General features: G+C 73.6%; 15 protein-coding genes, 2 rRNA genes and 1 pseudogene. 14 read left to right on the top strand and 4 right to left on the bottom strand.

Going from position 1 to position 17727, the window contains the following annotated elements; translation table 11 throughout:
* From C4U44_RS17410 to C4U44_RS17395, 4 genes and pseudogenes are all read left to right on the top strand, one after another.
* Window positions 1-361 (top strand): 23S ribosomal RNA (locus tag C4U44_RS17410); the annotation flags it as partial.
* Between the two features lie 129 nt (window positions 362-490).
* Window positions 491-607, top strand: a 5S ribosomal RNA gene (rrf, locus tag C4U44_RS17405).
* Between the two features lie 199 nt (window positions 608-806).
* Entirely contained in the window at window positions 807-2228 is a 1422-nt protein-coding gene (locus tag C4U44_RS43265) for a hypothetical protein (protein ID WP_103886699.1), read from the top strand.
* Between the two features lie 23 nt (window positions 2229-2251).
* A pseudogene (locus C4U44_RS17395) lies at window positions 2252-2906 on the top strand (hypothetical protein); the annotation flags it as partial.
* Window positions 2907-3431: 525 nt separating this feature from the next.
* Here C4U44_RS17395 and C4U44_RS17390 read toward each other — a convergent pair.
* Window positions 3432-4751, bottom strand: coding sequence for a DUF1015 domain-containing protein (locus C4U44_RS17390; protein ID WP_103886698.1), 1320 nt, complete (start codon window positions 4749-4751; stop codon window positions 3432-3434).
* Between the two features lie 75 nt (window positions 4752-4826).
* Here C4U44_RS17390 and C4U44_RS17385 point away from each other — a divergent pair, with 75 nt between their 5' ends.
* Window positions 4827-5849 carry an HAD-IIA family hydrolase gene (locus tag C4U44_RS17385; protein ID WP_103886697.1) on the top strand — a complete coding sequence of 341 codons (1023 nt, stop codon included), beginning with the start codon at window positions 4827-4829 and terminating at the stop codon, window positions 5847-5849.
* 44 nt (window positions 5850-5893) lie between these two features.
* On the opposite strand, the gene C4U44_RS17380 is transcribed toward C4U44_RS17385, so the two are convergent.
* Together C4U44_RS17380 and C4U44_RS17375 are read right to left on the bottom strand one after the other, a co-directional pair.
* On the bottom strand, window positions 5894-6748 hold the full coding sequence (locus C4U44_RS17380) for a siderophore-interacting protein (RefSeq protein ID WP_103886696.1): 855 nt from the start codon (window positions 6746-6748) through the stop codon (window positions 5894-5896).
* 4 nt (window positions 6749-6752) lie between these two features.
* Window positions 6753-7772 (bottom strand): ABC transporter substrate-binding protein, encoded by a 1020-nt coding sequence (locus C4U44_RS17375; protein ID WP_322973634.1) that lies wholly within the window; start codon window positions 7770-7772, stop codon window positions 6753-6755.
* 91 nt (window positions 7773-7863) lie between these two features.
* Here C4U44_RS17375 and C4U44_RS17370 point away from each other — a divergent pair, with 91 nt between their 5' ends.
* The 3 genes from C4U44_RS17370 (at window position 7864) to C4U44_RS17360 (ending at window position 11077) form a co-directional block, all read left to right on the top strand.
* The gene (locus C4U44_RS17370) at window positions 7864-8928 is read left to right on the top strand and encodes a FecCD family ABC transporter permease (protein WP_407642849.1); all 1065 of its coding nucleotides are present in this window, start codon (window positions 7864-7866) and stop codon (window positions 8926-8928) included.
* Window positions 8925-9956: a FecCD family ABC transporter permease gene (locus C4U44_RS17365; protein WP_103886693.1), complete on the top strand. Its 1032-nt coding sequence runs from the start codon at window positions 8925-8927 to the stop codon at window positions 9954-9956. Before C4U44_RS17370 ends, C4U44_RS17365 begins: the two co-directional genes overlap by 4 nt.
* A gap of 110 nt (window positions 9957-10066) precedes the next feature.
* Entirely contained in the window at window positions 10067-11077 is a 1011-nt protein-coding gene (locus tag C4U44_RS17360) for an ABC transporter ATP-binding protein (protein ID WP_103886692.1), read from the top strand.
* Here C4U44_RS17360 and C4U44_RS17355 read toward each other — a convergent pair.
* Window positions 11025-11372 carry an SCP2 sterol-binding domain-containing protein gene (locus C4U44_RS17355; protein WP_103886691.1) on the bottom strand — a complete coding sequence of 116 codons (348 nt, stop codon included), beginning with the start codon at window positions 11370-11372 and terminating at the stop codon, window positions 11025-11027. The genes C4U44_RS17360 and C4U44_RS17355 overlap by 53 nt on opposite strands.
* A gap of 156 nt (window positions 11373-11528) precedes the next feature.
* Between C4U44_RS17355 and C4U44_RS41935 the strand changes: the two genes are divergently transcribed.
* The 6 genes from C4U44_RS41935 to C4U44_RS17325 all read left to right on the top strand — a co-directional run bounded on the left by C4U44_RS41935 (window position 11529) and on the right by C4U44_RS17325 (window position 17637).
* Complete coding sequence (locus C4U44_RS41935) at window positions 11529-12758, top strand: hypothetical protein (protein ID WP_200823283.1); 1230 nt, start codon at window positions 11529-11531, stop codon at window positions 12756-12758.
* Window positions 12759-12900: 142 nt separating this feature from the next.
* Window positions 12901-13029 (top strand): hypothetical protein, encoded by a 129-nt coding sequence (locus C4U44_RS43620; protein ID WP_407642846.1) that lies wholly within the window; start codon window positions 12901-12903, stop codon window positions 13027-13029.
* 7 nt (window positions 13030-13036) lie between these two features.
* Window positions 13037-13843 carry a TlyA family RNA methyltransferase gene (locus C4U44_RS17340; protein ID WP_103886689.1) on the top strand — a complete coding sequence of 269 codons (807 nt, stop codon included), beginning with the start codon at window positions 13037-13039 and terminating at the stop codon, window positions 13841-13843.
* Window positions 13840-14784: an NAD kinase gene (locus C4U44_RS17335; protein ID WP_235032146.1), complete on the top strand. Its 945-nt coding sequence runs from the start codon at window positions 13840-13842 to the stop codon at window positions 14782-14784. Before C4U44_RS17340 ends, C4U44_RS17335 begins: the two co-directional genes overlap by 4 nt.
* A gap of 59 nt (window positions 14785-14843) precedes the next feature.
* Window positions 14844-16622, top strand: coding sequence for a DNA repair protein RecN (recN, locus tag C4U44_RS17330; RefSeq protein ID WP_200823282.1), 1779 nt, complete (start codon window positions 14844-14846; stop codon window positions 16620-16622).
* A 184-nt stretch (window positions 16623-16806) separates the two neighbouring features.
* Window positions 16807-17637 carry a hypothetical protein gene (locus tag C4U44_RS17325; RefSeq protein WP_235032145.1) on the top strand — a complete coding sequence of 277 codons (831 nt, stop codon included), beginning with the start codon at window positions 16807-16809 and terminating at the stop codon, window positions 17635-17637.
* Window positions 17638-17727: the final 90 nt, after the last annotated feature.

The following is a 17727-nucleotide window of genomic DNA, read 5'->3' as shown; positions in this document are numbered from 1 at the left end:
CAAGGGTTGGGCTGTTCGCCCATTAAAGCGGTACGCGAGCTGGGTTTAGAACGTCGTGAGACAGTTCGGTCCCTATCCGCTGCGCGCGTTGGAGTCTTGAGAAGGGCTGTCCCTAGTACGAGAGGACCGGGACGGACGAACCTCTGGTGTGCCAGTTGTCCTGCCAAGGGCATGGCTGGTTGGCTACGTTCGGGAGGGATAACCGCTGAAAGCATCTAAGCGGGAAGCCTGCTTCGAGATGAGGGCTCCCACCCACTTGATGGGGTAAGGCTCCCAGTAGACGACTGGGTTGATAGGCCGGATGTGGAAGCCTCGTGAGGGGTGGAGCTGACCGGTACTAATAGGCCGAGGGCTTGTCCATATATGCTCGCGTCCACTGTTTGGTTCCCGGGTTGCGAACAGTCGCATCCGGTGAACACTCAACTGAAAAGTGTGCTTGTTCGCTCGGACTCTGTCGATATCCCGTTCACGCGGGATGACCCGATGGTGTTTCGGTGGTCATAGCGTTAGGGAAACGCCCGGTTACATTCCGAACCCGGAAGCTAAGCCTTTCAGCGCCGATGGTACTGCAGGGGGGACCCTGTGGGAGAGTAGGACACCGCCGAACAATCTTTCTGGACCCTTGGTCCTGGCCTGAGCGCTGGGACCAGGGGTCCTTTTTTGTTGTGCTCGAAGCTCGAAGCGCGTTCTCCCGGCCACTACGGGAGAATTGAACTACTGCAGTACTGATCCGACAGGAGTCACGTCGATGTCCAACTCGCCCGAAGACAGGCCCGAGCGCGGCGATCACCGCCGCGAGGATCGGCGTGACGACCGTCCCGGTGGCGCGCGCCGTGATGACCACCGCGGTGGCGCCGGCAACCGTCGGGACGACCGCAGGGATGACCGTTCCCGCGACGACCGTCCTCGTTATGACCGCCCCCGCGACGACCGTTCCGGCGGTTCCGGTGGTGGCTTCCGCCGTGATGACCGCCCGCGTGATGACCGCCCCCGCGGTCCGCGTCGTGATGACCGTCCTGCCGGGGGTGGCGGCTTCCGCCGTGACGACCGTCCCGGTGGCGGTTCCGGTGGTGGGTTCCGTCGCGATGACCGTTCCGGCGGTTCCGGTGGTGGCTTCCGCCGTGATGACCGCCCGCGTGATGACCGTCGGGACGACCGCCCGCGCGGTCCGCGTCGTGATGACCGTCCTGCCGGGGGTGGCGGCTTCCGCCGTGACGACCGTCCCGGTGGCGGTTCCGGTGGTGGGTTCCGTCGCGATGACCGTCCCGGTGGCGGTTCCGGTGGTGGGTTCCGTCGTGACGACCGTTCCGGCGGTTCCGGTGGTGGCTTCCGCCGTGACGACCGGTCGGACCGGCCGCGCTACGACCGTCCCCGTGACGATCGTCCCGGTGGCGGCTCCGGTTTCCGTCGGGACGACCGCCCGCGTGATGACCGCCCGCGTGACGACCGTCCGCGCCGTGACGACGACCGTGGTGGTTTCCGCCGCGACGACCGCCGTGACGACCGTCCCCGTGGTCCGCGCCGCGATGACGACCGTGGCGGTTTCCGTCGCGATGACCGGTCGGACCGGCCGCGCTACGACCGTCCCCGTGACGATCGTCCCGGTGGCGGCTCCGGTTTCCGTCGGGACGACCGCCCGCGTGATGACCGCCCGCGTGACGACCGTCCGCGCCGTGACGACGACCGTGGTGGTTTCCGCCGCGACGACCGCCGTGACGACCGTCCCCGTGGTCCGCGCCGCGATGACGACCGTGGCGGTTTCCGTCGCGATGACCGGTCGGACCGGCCGCGCTACGACCGTCCCCGTGACGATCGTCCCGGTGGCGGCTCCGGTTTCCGTCGGGACGACCGCCCGCGTGATGACCGCCCGCGCTACGACCGCCGGGACGAGCGTCCTCGCGACGACCGTCCCGGCGGGTTCCGTCGTGACGACCGTTCGGACCGGCCGCGTGATGACCGTAGGGACGACCGCCCGCGCGGTCCGCGGCGTGATGACCGTCCCGCCGGGGGTGGTGGCTTCCGCCGTGATGACCGCCCGCGTGACGACCGTCGTGACGACAGGCGGGACGACCGTCCGCCCGGTCCGCGCCGGGACGGTGACCGGGAGCGCGGCAGCGGCCGGCGCCCGGTGGTGCAGGGCCGCGGCAGGTTCGAGAGCCGCGGCGGCCACGACGACCGCAGGGACGACCGGGAACCGATCCGGCGGCTGCCGATCCCGGACGACGTGACCGGCCAGGAGATCGACCCGAGCGTGCGGCAGGAGCTGATGAGCCTGCCCAAGACGCTCGCGGAGGACGTGGCGCGCAACCTGGTCATGGTCGCGCAGCTCCTCGACGAGGACCCGGAGCGGGCCTACGCCTACTCCCGGGTCGCGCTGCGGCTCGCCTCCCGCGTCGCCGCGGTGCGCGAGGCCGCCGGCTTCGCGTCGTACGCCACCGAGCGGTACGCCGAGGCGCTGGCGGAGTTCCGCACCACCCGGCGGATGACCGGCACCGTCGACCTGTGGCCGGTGATGGCCGACTGCGAGCGCGGTCTCGGGCGGCCGGAGCGGGCGCTGGAGATGGCCGGTGCGCCGGAGGTGCATAAGCTGGACAAGGCCGGACAGGTCGAGATGCGGCTGGTCGCGGCCGGCGCCCGGCAGGACCTCGGGCAGGCCGAGGCGGCCGTGGTCACCCTCCAGAGTTCCGAGCTGGCGGCCAACGCCATCCACCCGTGGACGGCACGGCTGCGCTACGCCTACGCGGACGCGCTGCTCGCGGTCGGTCGCGAGTCCGAGGCCCGGGAGTGGTTCGCCAAGGCGGTGGAGGCCGACCACAACGGCACCACCGACGCGTCCGACCGGCTCGCCCAGCTCGACGGCGTCGCGTTCGTGGACGCTTTCGACGGCGAGGAGGAGGACGACGAGAGCGTCGAGAAGGCGGCGCACGACGACGTCGCGGTCGAAGTGATCGACGACGGCCTGACCGACGAGGTCCTGGTCGACGAGGACACCGACGAGGACGAGGACGAGGACGACAGCTCCGACTCGGCCGGCACGAGCGTCCCGTCCGACGCACCCGAGGATGCGGATGACGCCGAGGATGCGGACGACGCCGAGGGTGCGGACGACGCGGACGACGCGGACGACGCGGACGACGCCGAGGACGAGGACGACGCCGAGGACGCGGACGACGCGAAGGACGCCGACAACGCCGACGACGCGAAGGACGCCGACGACGAGGAGGACGGCGAATCGTCCGTGCCCTCGTCCTTCCTCGACTCCCCGTTCCGCGCCCCGGAGCACCCGGAGCGCGAGGACGACTGACCGGCCGGTGTGACCGGGCACCGGGCAGCACCCGGAGGAGAGGGGCGGCATCCGCGACAGCGCGGGTGCCGCCCTTTCCGTTCCCCGGGTCCAGGCGTCCAGGTGTCCAGGGCTCGAAACGTCCGCCTCAGCCCAGGTCCACGCTCCGCATCACCAGTCCGCTGGCCGGCTTCGGCCCGAAGGAGGTGGACTTGCGGGGCATCATCACGCCCTGCCGGGCCAGGTCGAGGACGATGTGCTCGCGTACCGGGTGCATGAGCACCGCGGTGCCGCCCAGTTGGCGGGCGAGGTGGACCGCCGCGTCGGCCTCGTGGATGTAGCGGATGTGATCGGGGGAGTCCGGCACCCGCCAGACGCGGTCGAGCAGCAGGCTGTGCAGGACGGTGGCGTCCAACTGCCGCCAGGCCGCGGGCCGGTCGTCCGGCACGGCCTCCCGCAGCCGGGCGGGGTCCGGGCGGTCCAGCAGGTGGAAGCCGTCGCCCGCCAGCAGGAAGGCGTTGCCCCGGGCCGGGCCGGCGCCCGGATCGGCACCCGCATCCGATCCCGCTGCCGCGCTCGCCTTCGCGAGCGCGTCGAGCGCGCCTTCGAGGTCGACGTCGACCAGCGGCCGTACCCGGAAGACCTCGCCGGCTGCCTCCAGCGCGGCGGCGGGCGTGAGTTGGGGGAGCAGGCGGTGGATGGCGCGCACCCGCAGCGGGTAGCGGGCGGTGTCCACCAGCAGCACGAGGCCGTAGTCCCAGCCGCTGCCGGGCGGATGGTCGGCCTGGAGCCGGCGGTAGGTGGCCCAGCGGTGGTGGCCGTCGGCGATGAGGGCCTGCAGGCCGGCCAGTTCGGCGTCGATCGCAGTGAGGTCGGCGGGATCGGTGAGGGCCCACAGCCGGTGCCGTACGCCGTCCTCCGTGGTCGTGGCGAGCAGCGGCTTCGCGGTGGCGGCGGTGCGGGCCACGACGTCGGCGGTGGCGGGGCCGTCGCGGTAGGCGAGCAGCAGGGGTTCGAGGTTGGCGCCGGTCGCGCGCATCAGGGCGGCGCGGTCGGCGACCGGTCCCGGCATGACGTCCTCGTGCGGCAGTACGGAGCCCTCCTCGGGGCCGCTCAGCCGCAGGGCGCCGATCACCCCGCGCTGGAGGTGGTCGCCGTCGGACTGCTCGTAGACGTAGAGGGCGGGGGCCGGGTCGGGGGCGAGGACACCCTGGTCGAGCCAGGCCGTCAGGGTGCGGGCGGCCTTGCGGTGCCGGGCGTCCGGGGTGGCGGCGTCCGGGAGGATCAGCCGGACCACGTTGTACGGGTCGGCCGTCTCCAGGTGGCGCTGTCCGTCGGGGCGTACCACGACGTCGTACGGCGGCGAGGTGACGGCGGCGAGGCTGCCGACGTGCTCCCGTACGAAGCGCAGCCCGCGGAAAGGCGCCAGGTGAGGGCCCCGCGGGTGGTCCTGATCGGTGTCGGTCATCCGCGCATGCTACGACGGCCTCCGGGCATGGGGGATGATCGACGGGTCGGCCACACACGAGGAGCCCGCCCCGCCATGACGCACCGCACCAGCCCGCACGGCAGCGAAGAGCCGCTGGACACCGCCTACGACACCGCCCTCCTCGACCTCGACGGCGTCGTCTACGCGGGCGGGGAGGCGATCGCGCACGCGGTGGAGTCCCTCGGCACGGCGCGGGAGCAGGGCATGCACCTCGCCTACGTCACCAACAACGCCTCGCGCACGCCGGACGCGGTCGCCGAGCACCTGACCCGGCTGGGGGTGCCGGCGGACCCGACGGACGTGATCACCTCGGCGCAGGCGGTGGCCCGGCTGATCGCCGAGCAGGTGCCGGCCGGTTCGAAGGTGCTGGCGGTGGGCGGTGAGGGGCTGATGGCGGCGCTGCGGGAGCGCGGCCTGGTACCGGTCGACTCCGCGGACGACGCGCCGGCGGCGGCGGTGCAGGGATACGGCCCCGACCTGCGCTGGGCCCAACTCGCGGAGATGGCCTACGCGGTGAACCGCGGGGTGCCGTGGTTCGCGTCGAACACCGACCTGACGATTCCCAGCGGCCGGGGGATCGCGCCGGGCAACGGTGCCGCGGTGCAGGCGGTGCGCTTCGCGACGGGCGGGTCCCCGCAGGTCGCGGGGAAGCCGCTGCCGCCGATGCACCGGGAGACGGTGCTGCGTACGGGCGCGCGGCGGCCGCTGGTGGTGGGGGACCGGCTGGACACCGACATCGAGGGGGCGTTCGCCGGCGGGGTCGACTCGCTGCTGGTGCTGACCGGGGTCACCGATCCCGCGGCCTTGCTGGCGGCTCCGCCGGAGCACCGCCCCACGTATGTCGGCCGCGACCTGCGGGACCTGCTCGCGGCGCAGCCGCCCGTCGAGGTGGCGGGGGAGGGCGCGGCGGCCTGTGGGGGGTGGACCGCGTCCGTGTCGGGGGGCGCCCTCGCGATCGAGGGCGAGGGCGAACCCCTCGACGGGTTGCGCGCGTTGTGCGGCGCGGCCTGGACCCGGGCGGGTGCGGGAAGCGGCGATCTGGACGTGGCCAAGGCGGTCGAACGCCTTGGCCTGTAGCCCGGAGCCACTGGCGCTCTCCGGCTCCGGGGAGCCGGTGCGGCTCAACTCGCGGCCGCGGACACCTTCTCCGCCGCCGCGACCGCCTCGGTGAGCAGGTCGTCCTCGGTGCGGCCCTGGCGCCAGTAGCCGGTGAAGCAGACGGCTCCGCGGTCCAGCCCGCACTGGGCGACCAGGTGGCGCCGCAGCGCCCGGACGCAGCCGGACTCGCCGGCCAACCAGGCGTAGGGGGAGGCGCCTTCGGGGACCGGGGTGGCGGTGATCGCGTCGACCAGGGCGGTGGTGCGGTCGCGGCCGGTGCGGACCAGCCAGGTGATCTCGGCGTCGGCCTTGGTGGGCATCAGGATGCGGTCGTCGGGGTGGCCGACCTCGACGAAGGCACGCACCGGCAGGTCGGCGGGGAGGGTGGCGAGGATGTTCGCCACCGCGGGCAGCGCGGTGGCGTCCGCGGCGAGCAGCACCCAGTCGGTGCCGGCCGGCGGGCGGAAGTCGACGCCGCCGTTGTCCTCGGTGACCGGCGCGAGGATCGCGACCTCGTCGCCGGGACGGGCCCGCGTGGCCCAGCGGGAGGCGGGGCCGAGGTCACCGTGCAGCGCGAAGTCGATGTCGAACTCGGGTGGGTCCTGGCGTACCGCGCTGATGGTGTAGGTGCGCATGATCCCGCGTACGCCGGGGTCGAGCGCGCGCCAGCGGGGGTACCAGTCGGCGTCGAGGACGTCGGGCAGCACGGGACCGGCCTGGCCGGGGTGCGGGAGGAACAGCTTGAAGCGCTGGTCCCGGCCGCCGCTGACGACCCGGGAAAGGTCGGCGCCGCCGAGTACCACGCGCAGCAGCGTCGGCGAGAGGGCCTGGGTGCGCACCACGCGCGGGTGGAAGAAGCGGTACGGCAGGTCCGACACGGTGTCAGCTCACCTTCTTCGCGGAGGTGATGGCCTTGGTCAGGGCGTCGATCCGGTCGGCGCACTTGGCGTAGGAGAAGATCGGCTCGCTCGGCCAGGGCACCACCTGGTCGGCCTTGACCGCGGGGAGCCGGCCCCATGTGGGCTTGCCGGTCAGGTCCTTGGGCTGGAGGGTCGCGGTCCGGCTGTCGAGCATGATGACGTCCGCCGTGTACTTGTCGGCGTTCTCCCAGCTCAGCGTCTCGAAGAAGCCGCCCTTGACGTTGTTCGGCATGATGAAGTCCACGCCGAGGCTCTTGTAGTAGCTCAGGTCGGAGGCGGAGGGCGGGGTGGAGACGTAGAAGGAGTCGGTGCTGGCGGAGGCGGCCATCACCGTGATGCCCGGATGCGCCTTGGCGGCGGCGCGCAGCTTCGCCGACGACTGCTCGAAGCGGGTCTTCTGGGCGGCGTTGGTGCCCGAGGTGAGGTCCGCGCCGAGGGCCCGGGCGAGTTCGGCGTAGCGCTGGAGCGGGGTGGTGATCGGGACGCCGGCGACGTTGATGCCGACACTGGGCGCGAGGGCGAGGATCTTCTTGGAGCTCTCGTCGGGGACGTACCAGAGCGTCGGCGCCTCGTACATGTGGCTGATCAGCAGGCCGGGGCTGAGGGCAGCGTACTTCTCGATGTTGAACTCGCCCCAGGTGTTGCCGATCACGGTGACCTTGCTGACGTCGATGTCGCCGGCCATCGGGTCGGCGGAGCCGTCCTTGAGGGTGGTGGGGCCGAACACGCCGGTGCACTCGACACCGTAGTCGTGCAGGGCGGCCGCGGAACCGATGTAGGCGACGAGGTGGCCCGGGATGTGGTCGGCCTTCACGGTCTTCTTGCGGTCGTCGGTGAAGGTGAACGGGCCGGACGGGGTCGCGCTGCCGGAGGCTTTGCCGTCCGCGCCGGAGTCGGACGACCCGGACGAGCCGCCGCACGCCGCCAGCAGCGCGCCGAGGCCGACCGATCCGCCGGCGGCGAGGACACCTCGGCGCGACATTCCGGACGGTGTTGCGAAACGGGACGAATGCATGACGGCTACCGCTCTGCTCGAAGGTACCTGGCGAGGGTAGGCTAACCTAACTCCCGTGCTGGTCGACCGTCACTCCCCGCCTGAGGCGGATACCGGGCCCCCGACGGCCCCACCGCGCGGCAGCGTCTCCGGTGCCAACGCGCGCCGGGCCACCGGCCTGCTGCTGGCCGTCGGGCTGCTCGCCCTCGTGGTGGTGGCGAGCGTCGCGATCGGCGCCAGGAACATCCCCGTCGACCAGGTCTGGCACGGCCTGTTCCACTACTCCGGCACCGACGACGACGTGGTGGTCCGCCAGTTGCGACTGCCCCGCACCGTGCTCGGGCTGATGGTCGGCGCGGCCCTCGGCGTGGCCGGCGCGGCGATGCAGGCGCTGACCCGCAACCCGCTCGCCGACCCGGGACTGCTCGGCGTCAACGCGGGGGCCGCCGCGGCCGTCGTCTCCGGGATCAGCTTCCTCGGCGTCACCTCGACCACCGGGTACGTCTGGTTCGCGCTGGCCGGCGCCGCCGTCGTGTCCGTGCTCGTCTACGCCATCGGCGGCAGCCGCTCCGCGACCCCGGTCCGTCTCGCGCTCGCCGGCACCGCGATCACCGCGCTGCTGCAGGGCTGGACCACCGCGGTCGAACTCACCGACAAGGTCGCGCTGGACCGGATGCGCTTCTGGCAGGTCGGCTCGCTCGCCTCCGCGGACATGGCCACCGTCCGGGACATCGCCCCTTTCCTCGCGGCCGGCGCGCTGCTCGCCCTCGCCGCGGCCCGGCCGCTGAACGCGGTCGCGCTCGGCGACGACACCGCCCGCGGTCTGGGCGCCAAACTGACCCGCACCCGCGTCATGGTGATGGCCGCGATCACCCTGCTGTGCGGCGCGGCCACCGCCGCGTGCGGGCCGATCGTCTTCGTCGGCCTGATGGTCCCGCACGTCGTGCGCGGCATCACCGGACCCGACATGCGCTGGATCCTCCCCTACGCCGCGGTGCTGTCGCCCGTGCTGCTGCTCGGTTCCGACATCATCGGACGCGTCGTCACCCGGCCCGCCGAACTGCAGGTCGGCATCGTCACCGCCGTCATCGGCGGCCCCGTCTTCATCGCCCTGGTCCGCCGCCGAAGGATGGCCGAACTGTGAGCCGGACCGTACTTCGCCGCGGCGGCAGGTCCGTACGCGTCGACCGGCGCTCCCTGCTGGTGTGCGTCGCCCTGCTGGTCGTCGCGCTGGCCGTGTCCGTGGTGCTGATCGGCACCGGCGACTACCACATCTCGCCGGCCGACGTCCTGCGCAGCCTCACCGGGCACGGCAACCCCGGACAGGACTTCATCGTCCGCCAACTGCGGCTGCCGCGCGTGGTGGTGGCGCTGCTGGTGGGCGCGAGCCTGGGGATGGCGGGGGCCGCCTTCCAGACCGTCTCGCGCAACCCGCTCGGCAGCCCCGACGTCATCGGCTTCGGCCAGGGCTCGGCCGCGGGCGCCCTGGTCGTGATCGTGCTGCTCAAGGGCTCGTCGTACGAGGTCGCGGTCGGAGCGGTCGCCGGCGGCCTGCTCACCGGGATCGCGGTCTACCTGCTGGCCTGGAAGCGCGGGGTGCACGGCTACCGGCTGGTGCTCGTCGGGATCGGCGCCTCCGCGGTGCTGTCCGCGGTCAACAGCTATCTCCTGGTCAAGGCGGACATCGTCGACGCGGCCCGGGCCGTGGTGTGGATCACCGGATCGCTCGACGGCCGGGACTGGTCGCAGGCATGGCCCCTGCTCGGCGCGTCCGTCGTCCTGATGCCGATCCTTCTCGTCAGTGGACGCGCCCTGCGGATCACCGAGATGGGCGATGACGCCGCCAGCGCGCTCGGTGTACACGTCGAGCGGATCCGGTTCGTCACGGTCCTGGTCGCCGTCCTGCTGACGGCCTCCGCGACCGCCGCCGCCGGACCGATCTCCTTCGTCGCCCTCACCGCGCCCCAACTCGCCCGCCGCCTCACCCGCTCGCCGGGCGTCGCCCTCGTCCCGTCCGCCCTCATGGGCGCGGCGCTGCTGGTCGCCGCCGACTGGGCCGCCCAGCGCGCCTTCGGCTCGGGGGAGGTGCCGGTCGGCGTCGCCACCGGGGTGCTCGGCGGCTCCTACCTGCTCTGGCTGCTGGTCAGCGAACGCAGGGCGGGGCGGATATGAGCGGCGGGACGGGCACGGGGACGCCGAGCGGGGCGGACCCGGGGCGCAAGCAGGGCCAGGGCCAGGATCAGGGCCGGTCAACGGCACGACCAGGAAAGGGGTTCCGCCGGATGTTCCGCGGTACCGACAAGTCGACACGTGCCGCGGGTGACCGGGCAGAGGGGGCCCAGGCCCACGGTCCGGCCCAGGTCCCTCCACAGGAATCGGCCCAGGGTCCGGCACCGGAGGCCCGCCTCGCCGCCGAGTCCGTCACGCTCGGGTACGACCAGCGGATCATCGCCGAGGACCTCTCGGTCGCGATACCCGACCGCTCCTTCACCGTCATCGTCGGCCCCAACGCCTGCGGCAAGTCCACCTTGCTGCGTGCCCTGTCGCGGTTGCTGAAGCCCGCCGAGGGCCGGGTGCTGCTGGACGGCCGGGCGATCGGCGCCCTTCCGGCCAAGGCCGTGGCCAGGACGCTCGGCCTGCTCCCGCAGAGTTCGGTCGCCCCCGACGGCATCACCGTATCCGGCCTGGTCGCCCGCGGCCGTTACCCGCACCAGGGCCTGCTGCGGCAGTGGTCCGCGGAGGACGAGCGGATCGTCGACGAGTCGATGGCCGCCACCGGCGTCGCCACCCTCGCCGATCGCTATGTCGACGAACTCTCCGGCGGCCAGCGGCAACGCGTGTGGATCGCGATGGCCCTCGCCCAGCAGACCCCGCTGCTGCTGCTCGACGAGCCGACCACCTTCCTCGACATCCAGCACCAGATCGACGTCCTCGACCTGTGCGCGGACCTGCACGAGCAGCGCGGCCGCACCCTCGTCGCGGTCCTCCACGACCTCAACCAGGCGGCCCGCTACGCCACCCACCTCATCGCCATGAAGGACGGCCGGATCGAGGCGCAGGGCCCGCCCGCCGAGATCATCACCACCGAACTGGTGGAACGCGTCTTCGGGGTGCGCTGCCGGATCATCGACGACCCGGAGAGCGGGACGCCCCTGGTGGTGCCCGCCGCCCGGCGCGCTTCCGGCGCCGGCCCGAAGGCGGACGACGCGGCGTCCGACGGCGCGGACCCGGCCGGCCCCGCTACAGCAGCGAGCGCAGCCTCAGCACGTCCCGCAGACTCGCCTGCACCCTGACCCGGCCGGAACCCCACGCCTTCGCGAAGTTCAGCTCGCCGTCGACCAGCCGGACCAGGTCGTCGCCGGTCATCGCCAGCCGGATCTGCGCCTTCCCCTCGGGCGGGCCCGGCCGGGCCACCACGTCCTGGATGCTGCCGTTCGCCAGCCGGCCGACGAAGGTGACGTCCAGGTCGGTGATCCGGCAACTCACCGAGCGGTCCAGCCCGGAGACGTCCCGGACCGCGTCGTCCGCCTGCGCGAGATTCGCCGACAAGGTCTCGAGCGCGCTGCGGCACTCCTCGATGGTGGCCATCGGCTGCGGTGTCTCCCGGTCGTGCGGTGCGTCCGGATGACGGTACCGCAGGGCCCGTCATCGGGGCCCGGCGACGGAAAGAGGTAGCGTCGTCACCGCATGCATCAGCGTGCGGCGACACGACATGCGTCGAGGGCGAAGCGAGGAGTGTGAGCGATGCGGGACGCGCTGCGTACCTGTCTGCAGATCGCGGGCGGCCTGACCGAGGCCACCCGGCGCCGTGCGGTCGAGGCGGCGAAGGAACTGTTCGACCAGGCCGGCATCGACCCGGCCGCACTCCAGCAGCGGATCGGTTCGGCGATCCCGGCGGAGGTGCAGACCCTTGCCGACGAGCTGATCGCGTCCGGGCGGGCCAACCGTGACCTGCTGGTCGGCCTCGTCAAGGAGGAGGTCGACAGGACGATGGGCCGGGTCGGCCGGCTCGCGGACGAGGTCACCAAGGTCGGCGTGGTCCTGGAGACGCTGGAGCGCCGGATCAGGAACCTGGAGACGCCCGAGCCCGGCACGGAGAAGCCGGCCCCGCCCAAGGGTCCCGGCAAGGCGGCGGACGAGGGCGGCGCGAAGGACCGGACGAAGGGCGCCACGACGCCGCCGCCGGTCGAGCACGTCCGCGTCGACCCCGAGCCGGCGGCGCCCGCCCGGCCCGCGCCGAGGAAGACCACGAGCGCGGGTCAGCAGTCGGTCGCCAACCCGCGCAGGACCGGCACGCCGAGCGGCTCGGCCGCCACCCGCAAGCCCACGGCGAAGAAGACCGCGAAGAAGACCGCGAAGAAGACCGCGAAGAAGGCCGCGCCGGCGAAGTCCGCGGCTCCCGCGAAGAAGGCGGCCGCGAAGAAGGCGGCGCCCACGAAGAAGGCGGCGGCGAAGAAGGCGCCCGCGACGCCTGCGAAGTCCGCCGCGCCGACGCAGTCCGCGGCACCTGCGCAGGCGACCCCGGCGACCGTGACTCCCGAGAAGCCCGCCGCCCCCGCGCCGGCGTCTCCGGCGACTACTGCGACGCCTAAGAAGGCCGCGACGGCCAAGAAGACGGCCACCGCGAAGAAGGCGACGACCGCCAAGAAGACGACCGGCGCGAAGAGGGCCGCGTCGACGCCGAAGAAGACCGCGACGCCGCGGAAGACGGCTGCCGCGCAGAAGACGGCGACCGCGCAGAAGGCCGCGGCCAAGAAGGCGACCCCGAAGAAGACGGCCACCGCCAAGAAGTCGGCGACGGCGCAGACGTCCTCATCCGCGCAGAAGACCGCACCCGCGCAGAAGACCGCACCCGCACAGACCTCGGCACCCGCACAGAAGTCCGCGCCCGCCAAGAAGTCGACCCCGGCCAAGAAGTCCGCCCCGGCCGCCGAGCCGACCCGGCCGAACGGCCCCGGCAGCGGCGATGAGTGAGGGCTACGACCTGCCGGGCTTGGCCCCCGAGCCCGGGTTCGCGCCTCCGGCGGACCCTTCCGGGCAGCCCCCGGCCGTGGCCGAACCCGATCGGGGGCCGGTGCACCTGGGGGTGACCGTCGATACGACGGGGAATGCTGAGGTGGACGCCGTGGTTGAGCGGCTGCGGGATGCTGACGCGCTCCCTACGGACGCGCACATCGAGGTGTACGAGGATGTGCACGCGGGACTGCGAAACGCGCTGACCGCGCTGGACGAGAACAGGGGCTGAACCGTACGTGGCACGACGCCGACTCGACGCTGAGCTGGTGCGCCGGAAACTCGCGCGCTCCCGGGAGCATGCGAGCCAGTTGATCGCCGCCGGCCGGGTGACCGTGGCGGGGGCGACCGCGACCAAGTCGGCCACGCAGGTGGAGACCAGCGTGGCCGTCGTCGTGGCGGAGGACCGCGACGAACCCGACTACGTGTCGCGGGGCGGGCACAAACTCGCGGGGGCGCTCGCCGCGTTCACCCCGCGGGGCCTGGTCGTGGCGGGCCGCCGGGCGCTGGACGCGGGCGCGTCCACCGGCGGCTTCACCGACGTCCTGCTGCGTGCGGGCGTCGCCGAGGTGGTCGCCGTCGACGTCGGGTACGGCCAGCTCGCCTGGTCGCTCCAGAGCGACGAGCGGGTCGTCGTCAAGGACCGCACCAACGTACGGGAACTGACGCTGGAGGCGGTCGACGGCAGGCCGGTGGACCTGGTCGTCGGCGACCTGTCCTTCATCCCGCTCGGCCTGGTGCTGCCCGCCCTGGTGCGGTGCGCCGCGCCCGACGCGGACCTGGTGCTGATGGTGAAGCCGCAGTTCGAGGTGGGCCGGGAGCGGCTGGGCAGCGGCGGCGTGGTCCGCAGCACCCAACTGCGGGCCGAGAGCGTCCGGAAGGTGGCCGAGCAGGCAGCCGCCCTCGGGCTGGGCGCCCTCGGTGTCACCGCGAGCCCGCTGCCCGGCCCGTCCGGGAACGTGGAGTACTTTCTGTGGCTGCGCTCCGGCGCCCCCGCGCTGGACCCGGCCGACGTCGACCGTGCTGTTGCGGAGGGGCCCCGATGAGCGAGTTGTCCAAGATGTCCGACGTGTCCGCGGTGGATGCGGCCGCGCACCGTACGGTCTTCCTGCTCACCCACACCGGCCGCGAGTCGGCGATCCGCAGTGCCGAGCGGGTGGTGCACGGGCTGCTGCGCTGCGGGATCGGGGTGCGGCTGCTGGAGGACGAGGCCGCGGACCTGCCGCTGCCGGCCGCGGTCGAACTCGTCGGCGAGGTCGGACCGGGTTCCGTGCAGGGCTGCGAGCTGATCATCGTGCTGGGCGGGGACGGCACCCTGCTGCGCGGCGCGGAGTTCGCCCGGGCGTCCGGCGTGCCCATGCTCGGGGTCAACCTCGGCCGGGTCGGCTTCCTCGCCGAGGCCGAGCGGGACGACCTCGACAAGGTCGTGGACCGCGTCGTCACCAAGGAGTACGAGGTCGAGGAGCGGATGACCCTCGACGTGCTGGTCCGCAACGACGGCCGCATCGTGCACACCGACTGGGCGCTCAACGAGGCGTCGGTCGAGAAGGCGTCGCGCGAGCGCCTGCTGGAGGTCGTCACCGAGGTCGACGGCCGCCCGGTCTCCGGGTTCGGCGGCGACGGCGTGGTGTGCGCGACCCCGACCGGCTCCACCGCGTACGCGTTCTCCGCCGGCGGGCCCGTGGTCTGGCCCGAGGTCGAGGCGCTGCTCATGGTGCCGATCAGCGCGCACGCGCTCTTCGCCCGGCCACTGGTCACCTCGCCGCGGTCCGTGCTCGCGGTGGAGGTCCAGCCGCAGTCCCAGCACGGGGTCCTGTGGTGCGACGGGCGGCGGACCGCCGAGCTCCGCCCGGGCGCGCGGGTCGAGGTCCGGCGCGGCGCGGTGCCGGTCCGGCTCGCCCGCCTCCACCACGCCTCCTTCACCGACCGCCTCGTCGCGAAGTTCGCCCTTCCGGTGTCCGGGTGGCGGGGCGTCGCGGCGCCCTGACCCCGGGAACCTCCGGGACCAGGTACCCCGGGCGGTCCCGCGGCCAGCAGAAACCTCGTATGGTCGTATCCGTGTTGGAGGAAATGCGGATTCGGTCGCTCGGAGTCATCGAGGATGCCGTGGTGGAGCTGTCACCCGGCTTCACCGCGGTGACCGGTGAGACCGGCGCGGGCAAGACCATGGTCGTCACCAGCCTGGGGCTGCTGCTCGGCGGCCGCGCCGACCCGGCGCTGGTGCGGATCGGCGCCAAGCAGGCGGTCGTCGAGGGCAGGATCAGCCTCGACCCGGACGCGCCCGCCGCGGTGCGGGCGGCGGAGGCCGGTGCGGAACTGGACGACGGCGACCTGCTGATCAGCCGGACCGTCTCGGCCGAGGGCCGCTCCCGCGCGCACGTCGGCGGACGCGGGGTCCCGGTCGGGCTGCTCGGCGAACTCGCCGACGAACTGGTCGCGGTGCACGGCCAGACCGACCAGCAGGGCCTGCTGCGCCCGGCGCGGCAGCGCGAGGCCCTGGACCGGTACGCGGGCGACGCCGTCGGCGGGCCGCTGGTGAAGTACGGCTCCGCGTACCGCCGGCTGCGGGACGTCGCCGAGCAGCTGGACGAACTCACCACCCGGGCAAGGGAACGCGCCCAGGAGGCCGATCTGCTCCGCTTCGGGGTGGAGGAGATCGGCGCGGCCGAACCGCTGCCCGGCGAGGACGTCGAACTCGCCGCCGAGGCGGAGCGGCTCGGCCACGCCGAGGCGCTCGCCTCCGCGGCGACCCTCGCGCACGCCGGCCTGGCCGGGAACCCGGAGGACCCCGAATCCGTCGACGCCGGCACGCTCGTCGCGGCGGCCCAGCGCGCGCTGGACGCGGTCAGCGCGCACGACCCCGTCCTGGCCGACCTCGCGGTCCGGCTCGGCGAGATCGGCATCCTGGCCGGTGACGTCGCCGGCGAGCTGGCCGGATACGCCGACAACCTCGACGCCGACCCGCTGCGGCTGGCCGTCGTCGAGGAGCGCCGCTCCGTCCTCGCCCACCTCGTCCGCAAGTACGGCGCCGACCCCGCCGACGCCGGGTCGGGCGAAGGCATCGACGCGGTGCTGGCCTGGGCCGAGCGCGGCGCCATCCGGCTCACCGAACTCGACGGCGACGACGACCGGATCACCGAACTCACCGCCGAACGGGACGGGTTGCGCACCGAACTCGGTGAACTCGCCCAGCACCTCACCGACGCCCGCACCGGGGCGGCCGAGCGGTTCGCCGCCGCCGTGACCGCGGAACTCGCCGAACTCGCCATGCCGCACGCCCGCGTCACCGTCGCGATCCGGCAGACCGACGCGGCCGACCCCGCCACCGGCATCGAGGTCGGCGGCCGCGCCGTCTACTTCGGGCCCACCGGCGCCGACGACGTCGAACTCCAACTCGCCCCGCACCCGGGCGCGCCCGCACGGCCCATCGCCAAGGGCGCCTCCGGCGGTGAGCTGTCCCGGGTGATGCTCGCGGTGGAAGTGGTCTTCGCCGGGTCCGACCCGGTGCCCACGTACCTCTTCGACGAGGTCGACGCTGGCGTCGGCGGCAAGGCCGCGGTCGAGGTCGGCCGGCGGCTCGCCCGGCTGGCGCGCACGGCCCAGGTCGTCGTCGTCACCCACCTTCCGCAGGTCGCGGCCTTCGCCGACCGGCAGTTGCTGGTGGAGAAGACGAACGACGGGTCCGTCACCCGCAGCGGTGTCTCCGTCCTCGAAGGGGAGGACCGCGTGCGTGAGCTGTCCCGCATGCTCGCGGGGCTGGAGGACTCGGAGCTGGGTCGCGCCCACGCCGAGGAACTCCTCGCCGCGGCCAAGGCATCTCGCTGAACCCGGCCCGCCCGGGCCGTCCCGCGCCGCCGGTTTCCGGACCGCCTTCCGGTGGCGGGAACCGGCGCGGTGCGGTGGACGGCGCCGCGGGGGCCGGTTCGCACGGGGCGCCGACGGGGCGCGAGCAGCCACGATCCGCGGCTGGTCCGGGAGTTCGCAGAACCAGCCAGGACGGGGAGAACACGTGAAGCCACGCAGCGGATACCTCTCGGTGGGCGCGGCCGCGGCCGCGGCGACCCGGGCCGCCTACCGTCAGCTGCGCCGCAGGCCCCCCGTCGAGGCGCGGCTGTGGCAGCGCACCAACTACGCGGGACGCGGCGTGGAGTTGTACGGCGGCCTGGCGGCGGCCGCGGGCGCCGCGACGGCGATGGCGGCGGCCCGCGGGGTGAGCGCGCGGGCGCGGATCGCCGCGGTCGGCGCGGCACTGGCGGCCGGAGCGTGCGGGGCGTACGACGACCAGAAGGGCGTGCCCGGCGAGCGCGGCTTCGCCACGCACCTGCGCGCGCTGCGGGAGAAGCGGCTGACATCGGGCGGGGTCAAGCTGCTGGGTATCGGCGCGGCGGGGCTGGCCGCGGGGGCGCTGCTGAAGACCCGCCCGCTCGACCAGGTGCTGGCCGGCGTGGTCATCGCGGGCAGCGCCCACGCGGTGAACCTCGCCGATGTCGCCCCGGGCCGCGCCGCGAAGGCCGTGATCACGGCCGGGCTGCCCGGGTTGCTGCGCCGCGGCCCCGGCGCGGTGCTCGCCTCCGCGCCGCTCGGCGCGGCCGCCGCGGTGCTGGGCGACGACCTGAACGAGCGGACCATGCTCGGCGACGCGGGCGCCCACGCGCTGGGTGCCGCGCTGGGCTCGGCACTCGCCCTCGCCGACGGCCGTACCGCGCTCTTCCTGCACGCCGCGGTCGTGGTCGCGCTGGCCGCCGCGGGCGACCGGGCCGGCGCGGGCGAGTGGTTCTGGACCGCCCCGGGGGTGCGGCGGTTGGACACCTGGGGCCGCCCGGCGCACCCGTTCGGGTGATCCGGGGTGCGGGTGGACACCAGCGAAGCCCTACGCGGCGGTCAGGCCCGGGCCACGGCCTGGCATCCTGGACCGGGCGCCCGCATCCGC

Origin of the sequence: Actinacidiphila yanglinensis (assembly GCF_900107965.1) — a bacterium.
Taxonomy (GTDB): Bacteria; Actinomycetota; Actinomycetes; order Streptomycetales; family Streptomycetaceae; genus Actinacidiphila; species Actinacidiphila yanglinensis.
The sequence above is the reverse complement of the archived record's forward strand: the minus strand, read 5'-3'. Positions and strand labels throughout refer to the sequence as shown.